This is a genomic window from Pseudobutyrivibrio sp. OR37 (genome assembly GCF_900113655.1).
Taxonomy (GTDB): domain Bacteria; phylum Bacillota; class Clostridia; order Lachnospirales; family Lachnospiraceae; genus Pseudobutyrivibrio.
In genome coordinates, this window is sequence record NZ_FOQF01000032.1 from 1 (window position 1) to 22884 (window position 22884).

Annotated in this window: 22 protein-coding genes; 19 read left to right on the top strand and 3 right to left on the bottom strand. The window is 35.5% G+C overall.

Annotation, left to right across the window (positions count from 1 at the left end; all coding sequences use genetic code 11):
* Positions 1–99 precede the first annotated feature (99 nt).
* The 4 genes from BM097_RS13220 (at position 100) to BM097_RS13235 (ending at position 2974) form a co-directional block, all read left to right on the top strand.
* On the top strand, positions 100–831 hold the full coding sequence (locus BM097_RS13220; RefSeq protein ID WP_090551017.1) for a hypothetical protein: 732 nt from the start codon (positions 100–102) through the stop codon (positions 829–831).
* A 120-nt stretch (positions 832–951) separates the two neighbouring features.
* A complete protein-coding gene (locus tag BM097_RS13225) occupies positions 952–1389 on the top strand; it encodes an ATP-binding protein (protein ID WP_090551021.1) in 438 nt (145 codons plus the stop codon).
* Between the two features lie 68 nt (positions 1390–1457).
* Positions 1458–2672: a hypothetical protein gene (locus BM097_RS13230; RefSeq protein WP_090551025.1), complete on the top strand. Its 1215-nt coding sequence runs from the start codon at positions 1458–1460 to the stop codon at positions 2670–2672.
* A 2-nt stretch (positions 2673–2674) separates the two neighbouring features.
* Positions 2675–2974, top strand: a complete 300-nt coding sequence (locus BM097_RS13235) for an STAS domain-containing protein (protein ID WP_090551029.1) — start codon at positions 2675–2677, stop codon at positions 2972–2974.
* A 56-nt stretch (positions 2975–3030) separates the two neighbouring features.
* Here BM097_RS13235 and BM097_RS13240 read toward each other — a convergent pair whose 3' ends face one another.
* Entirely contained in the window at positions 3031–3636 is a 606-nt protein-coding gene (locus tag BM097_RS13240; RefSeq protein WP_090551033.1) for a Crp/Fnr family transcriptional regulator, read from the bottom strand.
* A 178-nt stretch (positions 3637–3814) separates the two neighbouring features.
* Here BM097_RS13240 and BM097_RS13245 point away from each other — a divergent pair, with 178 nt between their 5' ends.
* From BM097_RS13245 to BM097_RS13270, 6 genes are all read left to right on the top strand, one after another.
* Positions 3815–5854: a SpoIIE family protein phosphatase gene (locus BM097_RS13245; RefSeq protein WP_090551038.1), complete on the top strand. Its 2040-nt coding sequence runs from the start codon at positions 3815–3817 to the stop codon at positions 5852–5854.
* A gap of 91 nt (positions 5855–5945) precedes the next feature.
* On the top strand, positions 5946–6863 hold the full coding sequence (locus BM097_RS13250) for a hypothetical protein (RefSeq protein ID WP_090551042.1): 918 nt from the start codon (positions 5946–5948) through the stop codon (positions 6861–6863).
* 160 nt (positions 6864–7023) lie between these two features.
* Positions 7024–7476: a hypothetical protein gene (locus tag BM097_RS13255; protein ID WP_090551045.1), complete on the top strand. Its 453-nt coding sequence runs from the start codon at positions 7024–7026 to the stop codon at positions 7474–7476.
* 173 nt (positions 7477–7649) lie between these two features.
* A complete protein-coding gene (locus BM097_RS13260) occupies positions 7650–9248 on the top strand; it encodes a PP2C family protein-serine/threonine phosphatase (protein ID WP_090551049.1) in 1599 nt (532 codons plus the stop codon).
* Positions 9241–9732, top strand: coding sequence for a hypothetical protein (locus BM097_RS13265; protein ID WP_090551054.1), 492 nt, complete (start codon positions 9241–9243; stop codon positions 9730–9732). Before BM097_RS13260 ends, BM097_RS13265 begins: the two co-directional genes overlap by 8 nt.
* Positions 9732–10538: a response regulator gene (locus BM097_RS13270; RefSeq protein ID WP_090551058.1), complete on the top strand. Its 807-nt coding sequence runs from the start codon at positions 9732–9734 to the stop codon at positions 10536–10538. Before BM097_RS13265 ends, BM097_RS13270 begins: the two co-directional genes overlap by 1 nt.
* Before the next feature lie 48 nt (positions 10539–10586).
* On the opposite strand, the gene BM097_RS13275 is transcribed toward BM097_RS13270, so the two are convergent.
* The gene (locus BM097_RS13275) at positions 10587–11063 is read right to left on the bottom strand and encodes a hypothetical protein (protein WP_090551061.1); all 477 of its coding nucleotides are present in this window, start codon (positions 11061–11063) and stop codon (positions 10587–10589) included.
* A gap of 256 nt (positions 11064–11319) precedes the next feature.
* Here BM097_RS13275 and BM097_RS13280 point away from each other — a divergent pair, with 256 nt between their 5' ends.
* The 3 genes from BM097_RS13280 (at position 11320) to BM097_RS13290 (ending at position 12868) form a co-directional block, all read left to right on the top strand.
* On the top strand, positions 11320–11712 hold the full coding sequence (locus BM097_RS13280; RefSeq protein WP_090551064.1) for a pyridoxamine 5'-phosphate oxidase family protein: 393 nt from the start codon (positions 11320–11322) through the stop codon (positions 11710–11712).
* A gap of 104 nt (positions 11713–11816) precedes the next feature.
* The gene (locus tag BM097_RS13285; RefSeq protein ID WP_090551067.1) at positions 11817–12176 is read left to right on the top strand and encodes a CidA/LrgA family protein; all 360 of its coding nucleotides are present in this window, start codon (positions 11817–11819) and stop codon (positions 12174–12176) included.
* Positions 12176–12868 (top strand): LrgB family protein, encoded by a 693-nt coding sequence (locus tag BM097_RS13290; protein ID WP_090551070.1) that lies wholly within the window; start codon positions 12176–12178, stop codon positions 12866–12868. The genes BM097_RS13285 and BM097_RS13290 overlap by 1 nt, the downstream gene beginning before the upstream one ends.
* Positions 12869–12880: 12 nt before the next feature.
* Here BM097_RS13290 and BM097_RS13295 read toward each other — a convergent pair whose 3' ends face one another.
* A complete protein-coding gene (locus BM097_RS13295) occupies positions 12881–13735 on the bottom strand; it encodes an aldo/keto reductase (protein WP_090551073.1) in 855 nt (284 codons plus the stop codon).
* A 114-nt stretch (positions 13736–13849) separates the two neighbouring features.
* Between BM097_RS13295 and BM097_RS13300 the strand changes: the two genes are divergently transcribed.
* The 6 genes from BM097_RS13300 (at position 13850) to BM097_RS13325 (ending at position 22882) form a co-directional block, all read left to right on the top strand.
* Positions 13850–14590: an alpha/beta hydrolase gene (locus tag BM097_RS13300; protein ID WP_090551077.1), complete on the top strand. Its 741-nt coding sequence runs from the start codon at positions 13850–13852 to the stop codon at positions 14588–14590.
* Between the two features lie 3 nt (positions 14591–14593).
* A complete protein-coding gene (locus BM097_RS13305) occupies positions 14594–16243 on the top strand; it encodes a hypothetical protein (protein WP_090551082.1) in 1650 nt (549 codons plus the stop codon).
* 122 nt (positions 16244–16365) lie between these two features.
* Positions 16366–17769, top strand: coding sequence for a Wadjet anti-phage system protein JetA family protein (locus BM097_RS13310; protein ID WP_090551085.1), 1404 nt, complete (start codon positions 16366–16368; stop codon positions 17767–17769).
* Positions 17766–18422: a DUF4194 domain-containing protein gene (locus tag BM097_RS13315; RefSeq protein WP_090551088.1), complete on the top strand. Its 657-nt coding sequence runs from the start codon at positions 17766–17768 to the stop codon at positions 18420–18422. Before BM097_RS13310 ends, BM097_RS13315 begins: the two co-directional genes overlap by 4 nt.
* Positions 18406–21654 (top strand): ATP-binding protein, encoded by a 3249-nt coding sequence (locus BM097_RS13320; protein WP_090551091.1) that lies wholly within the window; start codon positions 18406–18408, stop codon positions 21652–21654. Before BM097_RS13315 ends, BM097_RS13320 begins: the two co-directional genes overlap by 17 nt.
* Positions 21644–22882 (top strand): Wadjet anti-phage system protein JetD domain-containing protein, encoded by a 1239-nt coding sequence (locus BM097_RS13325; protein WP_090551095.1) that lies wholly within the window; start codon positions 21644–21646, stop codon positions 22880–22882. The genes BM097_RS13320 and BM097_RS13325 overlap by 11 nt, the downstream gene beginning before the upstream one ends.
* The last annotated feature ends 2 nt before the right edge of the window (positions 22883–22884 follow it).

A 22884-nucleotide genomic window follows, 5' to 3' on the forward strand; every position in this document is an offset into this window, starting at 1 on the left:
CTCAAGGTCAATAATATCATGAGCATAACCAAACCGATTGATGGAGTTGTATAAATGTAAAAACTTAGTAACAAAATATATATTACGAGGAGTATTGATATGAAAAAAATAAAACTTTTAGGAATGTTAATTGTAGGAATGACTATTGGAGTTGTAGGCGCAGGATGTGGAAAAAGCGAAAATGATATGGCTGCGGTTCAAGAGGAGGCTACAGAAGAGGCGAAAGATGTAATAGAGGATAACCAAGAATCAGAGTCAGAAGAAGCTGATTCAACAGATGCAAATACATTCTCAGCAAAAACAGATGAATTGCCTGATTATGAATATCCAGGGCCAGAGCTTTTCTACTATGAGCTTTATGATTATGTTGAGGACTTTAATGAAGATTATTCTGAGGCTGATGTAAGCATACCATGTATACAAATTGCAGCTGAGGATGAATCAGATAAAAATGATATTAAAGTTTATGGAAATTTTGCTATCTATAATTATAACCTTGATGGAGATACTCTTGCATGTGCATCAGGTGGTAGTTATCCTGGAGTGATGCACATTAAAAGTACAGATGAAGGTTATGAAGTCGTTTCTTTTGATGTAGTTGGGGATGGCTCTGATTTCGATAAAAGCGCTAAAGAAATATTTGGAGATAAATATGATGATTTCATGAAAATATACTCTGATGATGAAGAGAGAGAAACAGTAAGAGCACAGATTATTTCTAACTATGTATTTGCAAACAATCTAGACATTCAGTTTTATCAGGATTATGGCTGGGACAAAAAGCCATTGCCTGAGCAGAATATTGATAGCTTCTATAGTCAACTAGATTAAAATTATGATTAAACACCAAAAGATAGAAATGGTGATTTATGTGTGACACTTCTGTGACATTTCTAGTGATATTATAGAAAATATCTGGTAAGTAACATACTGGGTTGTGAGAGGACGGTAATGGAAAAAACATTTGAGTGCGAGGCTAAAATTGAAAACCTTGGTAAAGCTAATGCTTTTTTAGAGGAGACTCTAGAAGAAGTGGGATGTGGCATGAAACAGTCCATGCAGCTTTCTGTTGCGTTAGAAGAGATTTTTGTTAACATCGCACACTATGCTTATGCCGAGGCAGATTCATCTGGAAATATAATTCCAGATACGGGGAGTGGTCGAGTGCGCTTGACATTGGTTGCTGAGGACGGAAAAGTCTTTATGACTTTCGAAGATGAAGGTGTACCTTATAATCCTCTAGAGAAAGACGACCCAGATGTTACTTTGTCAGTAAATGATAGAGAAATAGGCGGTTTAGGCATCTTTATGGTGAAGAAAAGCATGGATGATATGAAATATGAACATAAGGATGGCAAGAATATTCTTACATTGATGAAAAAATTGTGAAACTAATACTATTTTAATAAAAAAAGGTTATACTAATTATTGACTAACCATGGGGAAAGGGGAGTAAAATGCAATCAGAACGTATTAAAATTGACGACTTGCAAGAGAGTTTTGAAATTATAAAACAGGTTGCAGAGCAGTATGAAGAAAAAGCCCAAATCAGTGAGAAGGATGCATTAAGATTTACCTTACTTGCCGAAGAGTCAATTAGATTAGTATCATCAATAATGACAGAGAAAGATCCAATTGAAGTTTGGTTCGAAGGAAATAGACGTATATCGCATATCTGCATTAGAACAGAGACTGATATAGATGAAAATAAGAGAGAGAAATTTGTTTCGATCTCATCAGATGGTAAAAACGGAGCTGACAGATCTTTTATAGATGATGTCAGAGAATTTATAACGAGACCGAAAAAGCCAACATGGTCGTTAGCCGAATATGAAGCAGATTTGATGCGCAAAAGAGCAAAGGATAAATATGCTGAAGAAGCATGGGAAAACCTTGAGCGTTCGGTGTTGGCAAATCTTGCAGATGATATAGCGGTTGGTGTTAAAAACGATAATCTACTTATTATAGTCACTAAAGATTTTTCAAATTCACTAAAGAATGTAAGTGCTATTAGACCATTAGCTGTGTCTGGTCAGATATATCTTGCTTCAAATGAAGAGTCATTGGAAAGAGCCTACAATTTAGTTGATAAATGTGTAACTGATATTGGTTTGAAAAATAAGGATTCCCTCAGAGTAAAGCTTTTATTAGAAGAGACTATTGGGATGTTTGAGGAAATGACCGATGGATTTACTGCCTTACTTTGGGTAGAGAAATACAAAGGTCAATGTGCTATAAAACTTATCGGAAATGCCAATATTGACGCGGATGCAAAATTTGATTTGCTTTCGGTATCATCAAAAGGTACTAATGATTTAGCCCATGGATTTATGGGAAAGATTAAAGATATTATTCAAACAGGAGTACTAAACTACGAGGCAGTAATGAAGCTTCAACAGCAATATAATGGTATGCCAGTTCATTATGCCGGACTTGGTGTTTACAGCGACACCGGCGTTGCAACGAATCCGGCGGCATTTTCAGGGATGATGTGGTCTATGGAGGATTATAGAGCATCTCTAGAAAAGGGGAAGGCCGAAGATGCTGGTATGTTGGCTGCGTGGGATGAATTAGAAAAATCAATCGTAGCAAATATAGCTGATGATGTAATCGTAGGTGTAGATAAAAACAAAGTACAAATTAAAATGATTTACAAGTTGAAGGAGGAATAAGAATGTTAAACATTAATATTTTAAAAGATGGTGGGAAAGCAGTTTTCGCACTAGAAGGAAGGCTTGATACTTCCACAGCCCCTCAGCTTGAGGACGCAGTAAATAAAGACATTGCTGAACTTACAGATATCTCCTTTGATTTTGCGAATCTTGAGTACATTTCAAGTGCAGGATTAAGAGTATTATTATCAACTCAGAAAACCATGAACAAGCAAGGTAAGATGGTTATAAAGAATGTTTCTGAAGAAGTTTTAGAAATATTCGATGTAACAGGATTTTCTGATATTCTTACTATTGAATAATAAATAATTATGTAGAAATCAAAAGCCAGCTAATCAAAAGCTGGCTTTTATCATGCTTATTTATCCCTTCCAAGAAAATGCATCCCCTTGTTCTTCATTTGTTTTTCAGGTGAATTCAAAGCATAATTACGAAGGTTGTCTTTTTGAAGATTATCACTTCTTAGAATCTCTGCAATATAACTCTCAAAATCATCATTTTTTTCATGACCGTTCACTGCAGAAGTGTTACTAGTATTGCTTGAAGGATTGTCTGATAAATCCTTTAGCTCCTTACTTAGTTGATTTATCTGATGCTGCATTCTAGTCATATTGGTTGCCATATTACGCATAATATGTAAAATATCTTCCTTATTTTCTTGAATAAAATCACCCATCAATCCTTCCGTAATGCGGAGAATTCTTGTTTTAGAGAAGGCAATTATAGTATAAATAGCAGGTTGACCAGTCAATATTCCAAATTCACCAAAACAAGTGCCAGGCCCTAAAACTCCGATTAAAACTTCATTAGGCGTTCCGTAACCTGTATACATTTCTACATGACCAGATACAATCTTATACATATCCAAATTTATTTCGCCTTCTTTAAGAATCATTGTATCTGCAGGAATTTCATATATTTTGTTTCGGTTGTAAATACTTTTGTCGTCAAAAATGTTCTCCATGTAAGCTCCTCCTACTGATATATTCTATTGTTTTGTTGTGAAACCTTTGTGAAGTAGAATGCATTAGGTTGGATGCAATATAAATGTGAAACCTTTGTGAAACCACTACATTTATTTACCATATTTAATAAAATAGAGTAGAAAATAAGGGAATATACTTAAGTTTAGGGGGCAAAACATGATAAGCATGATTATGAAAATGTCTGGTATTACAGTTCTGTATATAATACTCACATTAGTTGTATGGAATTTCACAAACAAAGTGGTGCTAAATAGGCTTCAAAAAATTATGATTGGAGTCGTATTTGGAATCAGTTCGATTATATCTACTCATTTTGGGGTGGCCTACGATGGCATGATAATTAATGTCCGTGATATTGGGCCACTAGCAGCAGGCTTGTTTTTTTCACCAACTGCAGGTGTAGTAGCAGGTTTAATAGGTGGTATCGAAAGATATATAGCAGGAACCTATTTTGGAGTGGGTTCATATACTAGGATTGCTTGTAGTGTGTCCACATGTTTGGCAGGCTTCGTCGCCATGATTATGAAAATAAAAATGTTTGATAGAAAAAAGCCATCACCATTTTATGCGCTATTTATGGGCGCAGTAATGGAAGTTTTCCACATGTACGTAGTTTTCATCACTCATCGAAATGATATGAGGATGGCTTTCCTAGTAGTTAGCACTTGTGCAGTACCAATGATTATATTTACAGCTATTGGAATGTGTATCGCTTCAATTTTGCTGCAGGTGCTTTCTGGTGAATGGGTTAACCCCTTTCAAAGAATTGAAGAAGAAAAAGAACCATTATCTAGGAAGTTTCAGAAATGGCTATTCTTAATTATGTCGATAGTTATTTTAGGAAGTTTTATTTTTTCATACATTCTTCAAACCCAGACCGCAAATCAGTATTGTAAATCTTTATTAATAAGAAACTTTACCACCCTAGAGTCAAACTATGAATTGCATGAGACCAATTTGAACGCCGACAGCAATATTGAATACGGCATTATTACAAATGAAAGAATTATTTTAAAAGGAAAAAATATAGGAGCAACACTATCTGAAGCTGAATATAAAAAGATAATTAAAAATTTAGGAAGTGTTGGAGAAGGTACATTTTTCGGAGTTAATTCGTTAATCTATGCACGAAATATAGATGAAAGTAACATTCTTGCAGTCACAATGTCGAAAAGTGAGGTTTATTGGTATCGTGATGCCCAAGCCTACGAATTTGCTCTTGCAGATATTTTGTTATTCACCGTTATATATGTGTTGATCGCATATTTGGTAAATCAAATAGTTGTTAATAACATCCAGCTGATTAACACTTCGTTAAGTAAGATTACAAATGGAAATTTGAATGAAGTTGTAACAGTACGAAGCTCATCAGAATTTGCATCTTTATCTGACGATATTAACCAGACCGTAGTAGCGTTGAAGGGATATATAAAAGCAGCTGAAAAACGTATAGAGCAGGAGTTGATTTTTGCAAGAACCATACAAACCTCATCATTACCACAGGTGTTTAATTTCCCTGATAGAGACGAGTTTGAACTTTTCGCATCCATGAATCCTGCAAAAGAAGTAGGCGGAGATTTCTATGATTTCTTTTTTGCTGATAGAAACAAGATAGCTTTTGTAATAGCTGATGTATCAGGCAAGGGAATACCAGCAGCATTGTTTATGATGCGAAGTAAAACAGCTATCAGAAGTTTTGCGGAGGCTGGTGGAACTCCAGAAGAAATCCTTATAAAAACCAATGAAGCACTGTGTGAAGGAAATGATGCAGAAATGTTTGTTACGGTATGGATTGGAATTCTGGATCTAACCACAGGATACATGCAGTGCGCAAATGCTGGGCATGAGTACCCAGCCATTATGCATGAGAATGGAAAATATGAGCTGATAAAGGACAAGCACAGCGTAGCACTTGCAGCCATGCCAGGAGTGAAACCAAAACCATATCAGCTTAAGCTTGAGCCTCACGATAGAATATTCGTATATACGGATGGTGTACCGGAAGCTATAAACGAGAAAGAAGAACAGTATGGTACAGAACGTATGCTTGAAGTTTTAAATACTACTGCCAATATATCTATGGAAGAAACTCTTAATAAAGTTTCAGCTAGTGTAAATAGCTTCAAGGGAGGAGCAGAGCAGTTTGATGATATCACAATGTTAGGCTTCGAATTTATAAAACTATTAGAAAAATAAATAAAAAACTGGTGTGACAGTTCTGTGACAGTTCATTTGATATTCTTTTTCCATAAGATAAATAACATATTTTTTTTTAAGGAGAAAGAGAATGAAAATGGGAATGATGAAGAAGGTATTATCAACAGCTTTTGCAACAGTACTTGTAATGGGATTATTTACTGGATGTGGAAACGCATCAGCAAATAGTTCAACAGCTCAGGCTAAGGAGAGTTCTCTCCCAGTAAAAACTACAGCAACAGTATTCACTAAGGGTGTTTACGTAAATTATGCTGCAGAGGCAGAGAACCCTGAGTTAAATTATTTTTACGTATTCTATGGTGACGGAACAGGAAGCATCGAGGATGGCGTAGCCGGAACAGCAAATTACTTTGAATACGAGACAGGAGAAGATACAATTGATTTCCATATTGGAAGCATTGATCCTATCAATGATACTTTTACAGTAACTTCATACGAGAACGGCATTGTTAAAGGACATTTTGAGGATGGACTTGAGTTAGTATTTGAACCACTTACAGGTGCAGATATTGAAACATTCAACGCTGTTAATTACGTAAACGGAATAGTTGGAGAGCCAAGTGTATATACAGATGCAAATGGTTGGAGCGTAAAATATGATGCATCATTAATCACAGTTAACCAGGGTGGCCCTATAACTACATTTGTTTATACTGGCGATTGTGCTGGAACAAATATGATTACAGTTACATACACAGTAGAAAATAAGGCTGAAGCTGCAGTAAAAGAGCTTGGAAAGTCTTGGGGAGACATCGCTACTTACACAGATGGTGTATTCCCTGGCACAGAAGCTGTTAAAGGCTATTGGGTTACTGCAGTACCTACAGAAGACGGCACAGGTTCATACATGACAGCAGTTGCTAGAGACTATATGGAAGGTGCACTTGTATTTGAGCTTACAGGCACTAATGGAGAGGATGAAGCTAATAATTTAGAGGTTAGTGGAGTATTATCGGATATATTAAATTCAATTGAATTCGCTAATTAACATTTTCATTTTACTCTTCTTGAAAAGGGGGGATCTCGATAATCCCATCGAGGTCCTTTCCTTATGGTTAAACTTCATATTATATAGTGTGACATTAGTGTGACAATACAAATGATATTATTATTTCAGAGTTGAAGAAGAGAAAAGAGGTATTCCCAAGATGAGTTTTGAAAAGACAGTTAAGAAAACAATGATTGTGTGTCTTATGTCTGTAATGTCTATGATTTTTGTGGGATGTGGAAATAAAGCATCTGCTGAGGAAGATACAAAAGCCTTTATAGATGTAACTGATGAAGGAAAAAAAGTTACAGCATATTTCGATGAAACTATTGAAGGTACAATGGGAGGCAGTGGTGTAAGCATCAATGATAATGAATATTTAGTTATAGATTCAAAGCTGACCGAGGGAAATATACATGTAAGAGTTGTTCCTGGCGGGAATAATATAGATGAAGCTCCTACCAAGGAAAAGCCTGCAACAATTGATTATGTATTTGAAGGCGAAGGAAAAACTGAATATTACGAAATACCGGCAGGTAGTTATATGATTAAGGTAGAGGTTGATAAAAAAGCTACTGGTTCAATAATTTGCTCCGTGGTAGATAATGAATAAGCCCAATTTTTTTTCATTTTTTATAAACGTTCTTCTCATAAGAGGCGTGTCAAATGACGCGCCTTTTTAATTGTGAAAGAATTAAAGCCTCAACGTTGATAAATAATGTAGTCACTGTTAAGATAAAAGATAAGATGTATTAGAAAAATTAAGGGAGAAGGACAATCACATAAATGAGTGTTGGAAAAAGATGGGGTATTAATCAGAAATCACTTGTTGGCATTATCGTATTTACGTTATTAATGAATGTATTGATGTGTATAAGTGGTTCATATATCTTTGATAGGGTTATACAGAAAATCTATAATGAACGAGGCTATGTTGTAGCAAATATCATCATAGAACATATAGACCATGACAAAATCGCAAAATATTCTGAAACATGGTTGGCAGATGAGTATTACTACGATATGGTGGATTATCTGAAATATATTCAGGCATGCTCTGATGCCGCTTATATCTACATTGGAGTTCCATACGAAGATCGTACCATTAAATATATTTACGATTCAGGAAGTACAATTGGCTTTGTTGATCCTATTGCTGCGCCATTTGATGAGATATGGGATGCATACACAAAGGGGATTAGACCTAAAAGCTATTTGGTTAGACATTCCCAGTATGGTTTCCTTACTTCCAGCTGTCTTCCAGTGCGTGATAGCAATGGCAAAGTAGTAGCTTTACTTTTTGTTGATACAAATATGGAAATCATTTATTCCACAGTTGAGACTTACATAATAAATGTGTGCATCATAGCACTTGTATTAATGGCTATATTCTGTGTTGTAAATTGGCGAGTTCTTAGAAACAGTTTAATCAATCCTCTTATAAGTATAAGAGATAATGTAAGTCACTTTGCAGAATATACAACCGTTGAAGATAATCTTCTAGAGGAGATTACATCAAATGATGAGATGAGAGATCTTGCTGTTTCTATCACAAACATGGAGCGAGATATCATCGAATATATTAATGATATTCAAGATATAACTGCTGAAAAGGAGCGTATCGGTACAGAGCTAAGTGTCGCAACAAGAATTCAGGCATCAATGCTTCCTACACAGTTCCCTGACCGTAAGGAATTTGACATTTTTGCCACCAGTGCACCAGCCAAAGAGGTAGGTGGAGATTTCTATGATTTCTTCTTCATTGATGAAACACACTTAGCCCTTGTAATGGCTGATGTAGCAGGTAAAGGTGTTCCAGCTGCTTTATTTATGGTTGTAGCAAAAACTCTTATTAAGAATAGAACAATGATTGGTGGAGGAGAGCTTTCCCCAGCCAAAATACTTGCGGATGTTAACAATCAGCTGTGCGAAGGCAATGATTCCAACATGTTTGTTACAGCCTGGTTCGCTATTATTGATATAACAACAGGTAAAGGAATGGTTACAAATGCTGGCCATGAGCACCCTGCTATACGACGTGAAAATGGTATTTTTGAACTATCCATCTACAAACACTCTCCAGCTCTAGCCACAATTGAGGGTATTAATTACAAGGAGCATGAATTTAAACTAAATCCTGGCGATAGTATTTTTGTATATACTGATGGCGTGCCAGAAGCCACAGATGTATTTGATGAATTATTTGGAACAGATAGGATGTTAGCTGCTTTAAATGAAGATTCCACTGCAACACCTAAAACTCTTTTAGATAATGTAAAAAATGCTATTGATAAATATGCGATGAAAGCTTCACAGTATGATGATATTACAATGCTGGGCTTTACATATTATGGAAAGGTAAATCAGGAGGGGGAACATGATTGACAAGAAGTTATACGAGGCGTTAGTACATTTTGAAGAAAATGAGGAAGCACAGGATTATTACTACAAATCCATGGAAATGCTTACTGGAAAGACTGCAAAGGATGGCCATGAGGAGACACTTAGAGATAAGATTCTAAGAGTTTATGCCATGCTGTTTTGCGAGGACACACCTATGGAAAATGCTCCATACGCAAATGTAGATGATGTAGCAGATACAGCCGACAGACTCTACATCGGAAGTGTAGGCTACGACAGCGAGCATTGGTATAGAATGAAGCACCATTTTCCTGTTATTGACGAGGATAATTTTGATAGGTTTGCAGCACTTGTCATTACAGACCTAAATTGCGGCATGCTTCACGACATGGCTGTTAATGAAGGTAAGACATTGGTGGTGGGCGAAGCTTCGCCTCTTAATATGACTCGCGAGCAGCGTTTGAATCAGAAGACATCAACTGTTAGTTTAACAGGAGGTGATATCTGATGAGAGTGATGCTGGTGGAAGATAATAAGAAGGAATTGGCTCAGTTTGAAGAGATAACAAGGGAGCTTTTACCTGAAGCTGATATTCTTGCTTTCGACGATCCGCTAAATGCACTTGCTAAAGCAAGAACTACAGAGATTGATATTTCATTTGTTGATACAGATATGCCTGACTTAAACGGAATAGAGCTTGGTATATATTTGAAAGAGCTTAATCCATTTATGAATATTATTTTTGTCAGCGATAATAAGGATTATGGCTTTGATGCTATGCAGCTTCACGCCAGCGGCTATATGCTGCGACCAATTACAACAGGAAAGCTTCAGGGGGAATTGGCCGAGCTTCGTTATGCTGAAAAGTATAATGATCATAAGCGAGTATTTGCTCAGACCTTTGGTAACTTTGAGCTTTTTGTAGATGGTAAGCCGGTAGAATTTAAGTATTCCAGGACTAAAGAAATTGTAGCAATCCTTATTAATAACAGAGGTGCGCAGACCACTAACGGAGAAATTATTGCAAATCTTTGGGAGGATGACGGGGACCCTGCCAAGAAGCAATCATATCTTTCAAATCTGCGTCAAGATTTACAGAATACTTTCACCAAACTTAAGCTTGATGGTATCATTTTAAAGCAGCGTGGCAGTATGGCCATTGCAAAGGACAGAATTGAGTGCGATCTTTTTGATTGGCTTGAAAAGAAAGAAGCATCTCAATACAAATATATGGGTGATTATATGAATCAGTATGGTTGGTGTGAGTTTTTCCATGCAGAGCTAGATGAAATCAGCTACGCAATGGAGGAATAAACATAAAAAATTTATAGTAATAAGAGGGTGCGAGTTGCACCCTCTTGTTTATTTAAATCTATCAAAATTTAAAAAATGCATTTTACCATCTTGTTGTTGAGGCGCTTCATGATGGGGCTTTTCACCAATATCAGGATTAAAGAACACACCCTTTAAACTATTAGTGCGGTTGCGTATGCAGTCCGGACAAAATCTGCCATAACGAATACTACAACCACATTTTTCGCATTTAATATATACATTGCTTCCTTCTGGTATTTCAAGTCTGCCTTGACGAAGCATACCATTTATAATTTCTTCTGGCACGCCAGTACATTCTGAGATTATTATGGCAGGGGCAGAACCGTTTTCATCAATGAAAGCCTTTACTTTTCCAAAATCATCAATTTCCTCATGTCCACAATCAAAGCATTCATAACGACCAGCACCAATATATCTAATGCGGCCTCTGCATTTAGAACATCGGGTAGGTTTTCTTTCAATAAATTCTTTGACAAATTTGTCATGCTCTTTTTTATTTGTCATGGTTGCGCCCTCATGAAATGTACATGAACCTATGCCTACTAGCTTATAATAGCACTAATATTTGACAGAATAGTGACTACACCTTTTAGTGTTAGCACAGATGAGCTTGGTATATTCAATATCAGAACATTAATTGATTTGGTTGGGTATGTTATTTTAGAAGACATGTTTATGCAGAAGCACGAAAAGTGCGCACAATTTGGTTGAACAAAATCTATATTAGAGTTATGATATATCTTAGATAAGGAGGTAAATCATGGAAAAAGTAGTTCAGTTTTTAAAGGATGCAGGAACATATTATCTTGCAACAGTTGATGGTGACCAGCCTAGAGTTAGACCTTTCGGTACAGCTCATATCTTTGAAGGCAAGCTCTACATTCAGACAGGAAAGTCAAAGGATGTATCTAAGCAGCTTCATGCAAATCCTAAAGCAGAAATCTGCGCATTCAAGGATGGAAAATGGCTTAGAGTAGCTGGAGAACTGGTTTCTGATGATAGAAGAGAGGCAAAGGCTTCTATGCTTGATGCTTATCCATCACTACAGAGCATGTATTCAGCAGATGATGATAATACTGAAGTTCTTTATTTTAAGAATGCGACTGCTACCTTCAGTTCATTTACAGATGCGCCTGAGGTAGTAAAGTTTTAGTCAAGTACGCGAAAAAAGACAATAATTAACTAAATAAGTAGTATAATAAATTGGGGCTTGGGGGATAATACCAGGCCCTAATTTTTTTAGAAGGAAGATTATATATGAAGTATTTGAAACAGTTTCTAATTATTTTAGCAGTTTCATTGATGGGCGAAATACTAAAAGCAGTGTTACCGCTTCCTATTCCAGCCAGCATCTATGGAATGGTCATTATGTTTATATTCCTGCTTACAGGCGTAATCAAGCTTGGGCAGGTTAGAGAGACAGGAAAGTTTTTAATAGAAATCATGCCTGTTATGTTTATACCTGCCGGTGTAGGTCTTATGTCTTCTTGGAATGTGCTTGAACCAGTATTGCTTCCAGTATCAGTAATCACAGTTATTACTATATTTACAGTTATGGGTGCCACAGGCCTTATTTCCCAGGCTATCATCCGTCGCAGTGCAAAGGAGGCAAAATAATGGCAGAATTCATGCAGAACAGTGCTTATGCGGGAGTTACAATTAGTTTGATTTCCTATGCAATCGGCGCAAAGCTTAAAAGAAAATTTGGTTTTGGATTCTTAAATCCACTTCTTATATCTATTATTGTTACTATTCTTGTTTTAGTAGGATGCAATGTAAGCTATGAAACCTACAATGAGGGCGCAAAATACCTTAGTTGGCTTCTTACACCAGCCACAGTTTGTCTTGCTATTCCTTTATATGAGGAATGGGAGCTTCTTAAGAACAATGCAAAGGCGGTTTTACTTGGTGTATTAGCCGGTGTTATCACATCCCTTCTTACAGTTTTTGTATTAGCCAAAATGATGGGATTATCTCACGCAAACTATGTCACCCTTCTTCCTAAGTCAATCACTACAGCTATAGGTATGGGCGTTTCAGAGGAATTAGGTGGATATGTTACTATCACAGTTGCAGTCATTGTTATCACTGGTGTTCTTGGTAACATATTTGGTGAATTGATTTGTAAAATCTTCAGAATAAAAGAGCCAATCTCAAAGGGATTAGCTCTTGGTACTGCGGCTCACGCCATTGGAACTGCAAAAGCGATGGAGCTTGGTGATGTTGAAGGAGCCATGAGCTCACTTTCAATTGCAGTAGCAGGTGTCATCACTGTAGTTCTATCTACCTTGTTTGCAAGTTTCATGTAATTTAATTTTGGACTAAGCCTGGTCTGGGCTGTGTCCGCTGTTTCCGTAAGGTGGAATTTCGTCAATTGCTGACATGTCATCATCTGAGAGCTCGAAGTCAAATACATTAGAGTTTTCGATGATGCGGTCTTCATTGACAGATTTTGGAAGAGGCACAATGTCGTGCTGTACTTCCCAACGAAGAATTATCTGAGCAACAGTTCTTCCGTATTTATTAGCAAGCTCTTCAAGTAATGGGTGAGCAAGAGATTTACCTCTTCCAAGAGGACTCCATGCTTCTACCAATATTCCATGCTCTTTACAGTAATCTACTGTATCCTTTTGTAAAAATCCAGGGTTAACCTCAATTTGATCTACGGCAGGTGTTACTTCCATATCTATAATGGTATCCAAATGATGTGTAAGGAAGTTTGATACGCCGATTGCCTTAACACGGCCAGATTTATAAATCTCTGTCATGGCCTTCCAGGTCTGTCTGTTTGTATTTTCCCAATCATCATCAAAGGCATAAGATGCTGGCCAATGAACTAAATACAAATCCAGATAATCCATCTGCATTTCATTCATAGTCTTTTCAAAGGCAGCAAGAGTTTTGTCGTAGCCAAGCTCTGTTTTCCAAGCCTTGCTGGTAACAAAAATATCCTCGCGTTTTGTGTGAGTCTCTTCCATAAAATCCTTTATGGCATTAGCAACATATTTTTCATTTTCATAAAAAGCAGCAGTATCGATATGGCGATAGCCGTTTTTTAGAGCAAGCCTAACAGAATTGTAGGCTTCAGTTTGGTCTTTGATTTTGTAGGTACCATATCCAAACATTGGAATTGCGGTGCCATTATTCAAGTTGATTCTTGTTGTAAGTGATTCCATAGCCTTCTCCTTCATAGTTTATAAGGCAATTATATGTATTTTGAAGGTGAAATACAATTTTAAATGTAATAGAATATAAACGTTGAAAAATTTTTTATTAGGAGAAGAAGGAAAATGTATATTGTTGATGATGGAATTAAACTAAACGCAATTTTGGATATGCCAGAAGGGGGAGCAGAAAAGTGTCCACTTTGTCTTGTATTTCATGGCTTTACAGGACATATTGAGGAAGACCATATAGTTGCAGTAGCAAAGGGACTTAACGAAATCGGAGTTGCAACACTTCGTGTAGATTTATTTGGTCACGGCAAGAGCGAGGGAGAGTTCAGAGAGCACAATCTTTACAAGTGGCTTAATAACATCCTTGCAGTAGTTGACTATGCCAAGAAGCTGGATTTCGTTACGGATCTTTACATCTGCGGACATTCACAGGGCGGTCTTGCAGTTACACTTGCTGCCGCAATGGAAAGAGATACTATCAAGGCTCTTATGCCACTTTCACCTGCATACGTCATTATTGACGGTGCAAAGGCCGGCATGCTTTTAGGTCAGCCATTCGACCCAGATCATATTCCAGATGAATTAGTATCATGGGATGGTCGTACACTTAACGGTAATTACATCAGAGTAGCACAGTCAATCGACTTAGATGCAGCCATGAAGAAATTTACAGGACCTGTACTTATCGTTCACGGTGATGCAGATGATACTGTACCTGTTGAATTTGCTATTGATGCATCAAAGAAATTTGCAAACTGCAAGCTTGAGCTGATTAAGGATGATGATCACTGCTATGGAAAGCACATGGACCTCATGGTTGAAGCTGTACAGAATTTTGTAAAGGGATTACAGTAATAGATGAAAAAAAGATTTGTAGTTATATTAGCCACTTTTATGTTAGCAGTGCTGACAGCCTGCGGTAATAAGAATCAGGGGACAGAATCTGCCACTTCGGAAATACAGGCTAGTGATATCAAAGAATCTGAGGAGGCAGTAGAGCTTACACAGGAGGAACTAGATTCATTTACGGAGTTATTTGGTACTTCTGAATATAATGGATTTGTAGTACGCCCATTTAATGATGTAAATGATATAGATTGGGCTGAAGTCTTTTTCAATGGAGCAGGTATCGCGGCCACTGATGTTTCAGAGGAAGAAAGTGATAATGCCTATAAGCACTTTGGGGATGATTGTGGAGATTTAATCACTCTTAGAGCTGATGACATAGATAGCTTCGTTGAGTCCCACACTGGAATTAAAGATGATATAAAGGACCAGATTGGCTATGACTATATTGAGGAATATGATTCATATTATGCCTTACATGGAGATACCAATTGGATGTCTTATGAATGTACAAGCGGCATAAAGCTTGGCGATTTGTATGTAGTTGAGATGCACAATGTTCCTCCTGAAGACGTCGAATGGCATGCATGGGACACCCCTGACATTGAATTAACTTTCGAGAAAAACGGTGATGTCTACAGGATGATTTCCAATGTTTGGTTTTGGGAGGATGGCAATGACCCTGCCCAGACCTTTGATATCAATGTGCCAGGACATGAGAATGGCCGTGTAATTACATATCAGGGAGATACAAAAACTGGAAAGGCTGCCAATATAGTAGTTACCGCCGATGGCAAGCGTGTGTGTTGGCTTGGCACCTGGTTTTTGGATGACGAACGTGTTTCCACGGACTTTATAACAATCAAGGCAGTTGGCATTTTTGATTTTTCCGCAGATGGCGTTGATGATATTGTAGTGGTGGCGGAAGATACTGAAGGCGATGAACATGTTGGCTTATATGAATACCAATTCGTTTATGGTTCCGAAGGCTACAATTATCACGCAGATGCTTCTGATTGGATAAGCACCTATTATTCGGAAGAATTAAATATTCCTAACGTAAAAGAATATCTATTGGGTGACAATCAGAAAGCTGTTTATCCTACATGGAAGGAAGCCTACAAACAGGTTGTTCGTTTAACTAATCTTGATGACAGTTATAGCTACAATCTTATTTATTTAGATGACGATGATGTTCCTGAGCTTGTAGTTGATAACTATGGTTATTATTTCTTCCTATACAGCTATAAGGATGGACATGTAGTACCTGTTGGTGAGGACTTCGGATATGGAGCTGGTGGCATAGCTGATTACGAATATGTTCCAAAGAAAAACTGTATCAGATATTGGAATTCTGATTACGCAGGAATAGTTTGCGATTTACATTTTATCTCAATTCATGATGGTAAAATCGTCTACGATTACACCTGTCAAATGGATAACTATGATGATTTAGATGGCAATGGCTACCCTTCCGAGGACGAGATGACAGATGAAGCTCTTGCAAAAGCAGAGGGAAAAACTAGTTACAGCGCCGATGACAAATCATTAAGCCAGGATGAAATCCAAAAGAAAATCGAACAGCTCCAGGAGTATGAATATGAAACAATCCACGGGCAGTATGATTCAGTTGACTTTTATGATGTGATGGCGAAGATGTAGTTTCCAAATGTACATATAGTACAACATATGCGTAAATATTGTAAAACCTCCTAGTGTCATTTAAAATGATGTTGGGAGTTTTTTTGTTTGATTAATGGTATTTTGATGTTTAGGAGAGATAGATGATAAAGTTATTTGATGTGGTTCCGAATAATTTTTTTAATTATTTGGGAAGCGGAAGTAACAATAGAATATACGCAGAATGTTTGTTAATTATTTATGGTGAATATGAAAATGAAATATCATATAGATTACCACGTAACCAAATCAGAGATGCGGTTGCATTTTATCTAAATGAAATACATTCAGATTTAATTCTTGATAATGGCGAAACTGAGAAAAATTATTCTGAAATGGCTTCGGCTATTATAAGAAAATTTGCAGATGCTGATGTGGGTTGGCTTGAAGAAGACAATGATGAGGCGACTTTTGAAAAACAGATAATTATGTCTGAGCAGGGAATCATGCTTGCTGAATTCTTGGAAAGACTGAAGGTTCCTGAAAAAGAAGAATTCTCCAGTTATATTTTTAATATTTATAACATTCTTAGAAGTCATGACCAATGGGAGGAAAATCCATATGCGCTTTGTCTATTAAGCGTTTATAAGAATAGTAGAAATCTTTCAAAAGCTTTGAAGAAACTAGCTACATTTATTAGAAAAATAATTGAAGAAATGATGAATGAAAATTCTTTCGAAAGTCTTACGGAGAATATTATTTCTTATTGCGATGGAGATTTTATAAAGGAGTATTCTAGATTAGCAAAAAGGCAAAACATTCATATTTACAGAAGCTCGATTATTAATAGTATCAAAGAGTTTGAGAATAATCAGGAATTGTTTGAAAAATTACTGGAAGGTTGTTCGGGTGAAAACAATATTTCAAAAGAAGAGGCCCAAGATAAGGTCTTGGATATGATTCAAAAAACCAAAAATTTCCTTGAATATGAATATGATGCAATTATGGCAGACATTAAGCATAAGATTAATATTTATCTGCAAATTGCTGTCGGGAGAGGAAGATTTTTAAGGAATAAAGGTGCAGATATCAGGGGCAGTGTTGAACAGACCATTAGATATATTGTTGAAGAGATGGATGAATTAGGTCTAAAAGATGATATGCCAGAGGATTATATGGATTTATTTTCTCTTCAGAAAAATGAATTTATTGACTTGAATTCAATTCGTTACCCTGCTAAGCAAAAGGCCATTAAGAAGAATGTTAAACAACAGTATGAAGTTCTTACAGATGAAGATAAATTAAATGCTATTGAAGCACAAAGAAAAAGTGCCTTTAATCCATATTCGAAAGAGCGTATGAAGAATTTCTTAGATAAGCAAATTGAAAACAAAGTATTGGTTAGTGCAGCCGAATTACCGCTTACCTCAAAGGATGACATGCTAGTTAGTCTATCGGCAGTTGCATATGCTATGGATAACGGATATACGATAATAACAAAAGACGGTTATGTTGAAAGTAATGATTTAATCATCAAGGATTTTGAAATTAGAAGGGATAATAAATGATAGAGGAACATTGGGATAATTATACTTCGTCAGAGAAGGAACAGTTTCAAAGGGCGGCCAGACGATTATTAAAGAATACTTTTATAGTTAGAGATAAAGACGATGATAATCGAAAAATATATTTCTTTATTGCAAAGCGCCCTGACCCTTTTAGAGAGTACTTTAAGTATATTGGTTTTGATATTGCTGTTGATAGAGAAAATGGCGTGGTTATGCTTCAAAATGACAGGAGTGTTAGCGAGACTAGAAGAATACAGGCAAATCGAATTCAGTTAAAAAAATTTGAAAGCATTGTATTATGCTGCTTATGGACAATATATGTTGATAGAATTTCTAAGGGCTCTCTTAAGCGAGATATTATTATAGGAATTACAGATTTGCGATTTGAATTAGAGAAATACGGATTAAAAGATCAGATTGATAATAAAACATTAATGATAAACACTATTGATACTTTTAAGAAATATAATTTGGTCGATGTTATTGGAAAAATAGGCGATGTTGATTGTAGTATAAGAATATATCCTTCCATACAATTTGCATTAAATGGAGAAGAGTTTAGGAAGTTTGTTGAAAAAGCTACTGAACGATTTAAATATGCTGATGAAGATGATGGATTTGATGAGGAAGAAATAGATGAGTTCGATGAATAACAGTAGAAAGTCTGCTACTAGATTGTTACTTATTAATTGGTCTAGGTTTCAATATGAAAATATAAGTTTGGACGGATCAACTCTTTTTACTGGTGTAAATGGAAGTGGAAAATCTACAGTACTAGATGCAATGACTTATCTACTTACAGGAAACACACAGTTTAATACTGCAGCAAAAGACAGGGATCGAAATGTAAAAGCCTATGTAAGAGGAGATACCAAGAGTAACGAATCAAACAGATTTTTAAGAGAAGGTGATGTTGTAAGTTATATAGCAATGGAATTTTTCTCTCCAGATGAAAATGCATATATGGTTATCGGTGTAGAAATAGAATCTTCAAGTGAAAATGACGCCAGCTCAAGCTGGTTTATTTTGCGTGACACTAAAATTGAAAATATTCAATTTTGTGAGACAAAAGAAGGTATCCGTAGTATTTATCCTAAAAATAGATTGTTGGTGAAAAACAAAAAATTAAATAGAACTGATTTTCTGGGACGTGATAAAGCAAAAGATCAAATAATAAGGAGCCTTGGTATGCGATGTGATGCAGCAATGTATAAAAAGAAGCTTCTTAAAATGATGGCATTTAATCCTGAAAATAATATAGATCAATTCATCTCAGAATGCGTGTTAGATGCTAATCCTATTGAATCTCTGAATCAGCTGAGAGAGCAAAAAGAATTATTTGAAAAAGTAAGAAATATGTATGAAAACTTACTAGAGTCGAAGGTGATTCTTGAAGATATTGAGAGACTTTCATCTGATTACGAAAAGAAACAGCATAATTATATGGTCAAAGATATGATTTTAGATTTACAGCGAGTAAAATTATGTGAAGAAGATTTAAAGAAAATGAATTTAAACATAATTCAATATAAGCAAGAGCTAAAGGAGCTAAACTCAAAAATTAGTTCAGTTGAAAATGAAAGAAAACTTGCCGAGGAAAGATATAATGCTGCTATAAATAACACAGATTTTCAGAATTTTACTAAATCGTTAGAAAATCTTAATAGGCAATTAGAAGAACTTGATAGAGAAATATGTTCTCAGGAAAAAGACGTAGAAAAGCTTAGACAATTACAAAGTTTAATAGATTCAGATCTGGAGTGGTTGATATCTGATGAAGAAGAACTAAAAAGTGAAATTGGTACTTTTTGCAATTATCTATCTGAAAATGTAGCTGGTAGCAAGAAAAGCGAATTATTTATTAAGCTTGTAGATGCTCAAAAAAATGCATTCAATATATATTCAAAGATTAAATATAAAAATGAAGTTGAGAGAGAGGATTTAAAAGAAAAACTTAACGAACAGGAGCAAATAATAAAAAAATTGGATGCCAATATACTACATCTTCCTCCTAGTGTTAGAAAAGCAAAGGATATTATTCAAACTGAATTGTTAGAGCAAGGAATAAAGACTGAAGTTAGAACCTTTGCAGAATTGGTAGCAGAAATTGAAGATGAAGGTTTTAGAGTAGCAGTAGAAACCTTCTTGGGTAGGAAAAGATATAATCTAATTGTAGATGCAAAATACTGTAAAAATGTGATTGAAATTGTACATAATAGCAAGTTATATGATGTCAATGTTGTTGTGACAGATAAACTACCAGAAAGTGATGTTGTTAAGGGCTCAGCAGCTGAGGTACTAAGAATTCCAAATGTTTTTGCCAGAAGATATGCAAACTATCTGTTGAACGGTATTCATTTGTGTGAAAATATAGATGAACTTCATGAATATCCACTGGGAGGATTAACAAAGGATGGTATGCTAGCAAAAAGCTACGCTATTTCATGTTTGGATATAAAGAAGACAGAAATGTGCCTTGGTAGTGATGCAATCAAATATCAAAAGAAGAAGGCGGAGAGTATTCGAAATGAGCTAAAAGAGCAGATTGATAACTGTGTGTTAGTTGAAAATGATTGCAAATTTAGAATTGAATCACTTGAAAAATTTGATACAAATATTGAAAACTATAGATTTGATGCACCTTCATTATTATCTAATAGTAAGTTAAGAAAAGCAGAGATAGAATTGGCTAAAAGAGAATATGAACAAAATCCTGATTTTGCACGTATTCTAATAGAGCAAGAAAAATCAAAACAATTGAAGGATGAAGCTAATAAAAAATACGATAAGTTACAGCAGGATATAGGGCGCTTAGAGGGAAGTATTAATCAATGCAATGCTGATGAGGCTAGGTTAACCGAGGAGTTATCAAAAGCAGCTGAGCTATATGATGAAAAGAAAAAGAATAATCCAGAAATAGTTTTTGATGCAGAAGCTGAATATGGCAGGGCTTTTAAATCAAGGGGTACTATAAAGGTTGTAACAGAGAATTATGTTAAAAATCTAGCCACTGACGTGGATAAAGCTGCTAAGGTGTTAGAAGACAAACAGCTGGATTACTGTAAGATTGCCGAAACCGACAATAGTAAGCGCGGAGTAGCCTATATTCCATTCTATAGAGCAGAGCTTAGTAATTTATCAAATGTGAAGCTTGAAGAGGCAAAAAATAAAATGCATGACCAGGAGAAAAATCTTCAGAGTGCATTCATGCATGATTTCATTGGTGAAATAAATGAAGCTATAAGGTTGGCAAAAGATGAAATTGGAGCTATTAATAGAGAGTTAAAACAGATACCATTTGGACAGGATACTTATCAGTTCAAAATGAAAGAAAAGGCTGATAGAGCTATATTTTTCAGGATTAGCAGTAAGCTATCAGAATATGCGGGAGCCGATTTTTACTTAGCTAGTGGAGCTGATGATGAAGAAATGGAGCATGACATTAAACAGTTCATGGATACTATTTTAGACGAAGAAGATGAGCTAGAGTATACAGATTATAGAAGATATTTTACTTATGATATGGAAATCGCCAGAACGATTGATAATAAATTAGTAACATCTGATTTATCAAAAAAGCAGGGTTCTGCAAGCAATGGAGAAAAGCAGACTCCATATTTCATCATTTTGGCAGCTAGCTTAATGCAATGTTATCCTAAGAATAAATGTTGTGCTAGATTAGCATTTATTGATGAGGCTTTTGCTGCATTATCAAGAGAACGTATTGAACAAATGGTTAAGTATTTTGAAGAACATGATTTTCAAGTTATATATGCTGCGCCACCTGAAAAGATTGCTAGCATTGGTCAATTTATAACAACAACCGTTTCGCTGTATCCTAAAGGAAACTATTCATATGCTATAGAGGGACAATATGTGGGATAAATTATCTAAGACACAAAAAACAGTTATAAACAAGTTGATAGATAAATATGAGCGAAGCAAATTATATACGGGCGATTGTAAAGTTAATCGAAATATATTTTTGTTGCCTACAGAAGTTTTTACCGATTATGATAGTGACTTTGCAGATGTTGAAAAGGTGTCGCAGTTTGAAGACGAGCTTCGGGAGCTAGATGAAAAGGGATTGATAGAAATTTCGTATGATACGAATTATGTGGTTAAGAAAATTCTTTCGATACCGGAAAAGTGGGATATGTACTATAGTCTTTTGGGCAGAGTCACAAAAAAACATATTATTGTTGAACAAACGTCATATCTTGAAGATGTGATTTGCAACAATAAAGACGATATTATTTTGAAGTTTTGTGAGGAACAATTACAACGATTACAGCAAGGGAAAAAGCCATCATATAACTTTGATGATTTAAAGAATATTGTTGAGTTAATAGAAACAATAATAGGTAATAAGACTACATTACTTGAAAGGGAATTATCTATTTTAAAGTTTGGTGACAGTAAAGAATTTGAAAAAAGATATAAAAGTAGGATATGTTCTATCCTTCGTAAATACGGTAATTATGAGGAACGACTTGATGGTATTGATGTTAAAAGTGAAGTTGAACATATAATTTTAGAAGAGCACATGATTTTTGCTAACCCCTCGTATATATATTTTAAGGGAAATGGCAGAATAATGTTTCATGATGGTCATAAAATCAGTTTGAATAATGATATTTCTATAGGATTAATATCAGATGCTATAAGTGATATCAAGAACATAGAAATTTATGATGATAATATTGTAACAATCGAGAATCTTACTTCATTTAATAGGTATTTTGCTCAAAATACCTTTAGTATGTATCTTGCAGGTTATCATAATTCGGCTAAGACAAATTTCTTAAAATTGATTAATCAACATAATCAGCGGAAGAATTGGTATCATTTTGGCGATTTAGATCCGGATGGATTTTATATATTAGAGCATTTAAAAACGACTACAAATATTGATTTTGAATCAAAGTTTATGAATGCTGAATATCTTAAAAAATATAAGCAATACACAAAAGAGCTTGCGGAAAATGATAAAGTTAAAGCTAAAAACTTAATAGAAAGTGGTAAATACAAAGAAGTTCTAGAGTATATGCTTGAAAACAATTGTAAGTTAGAGCAAGAGATAATAAGTTTGGAAGAAATAAATGAAATATAAAG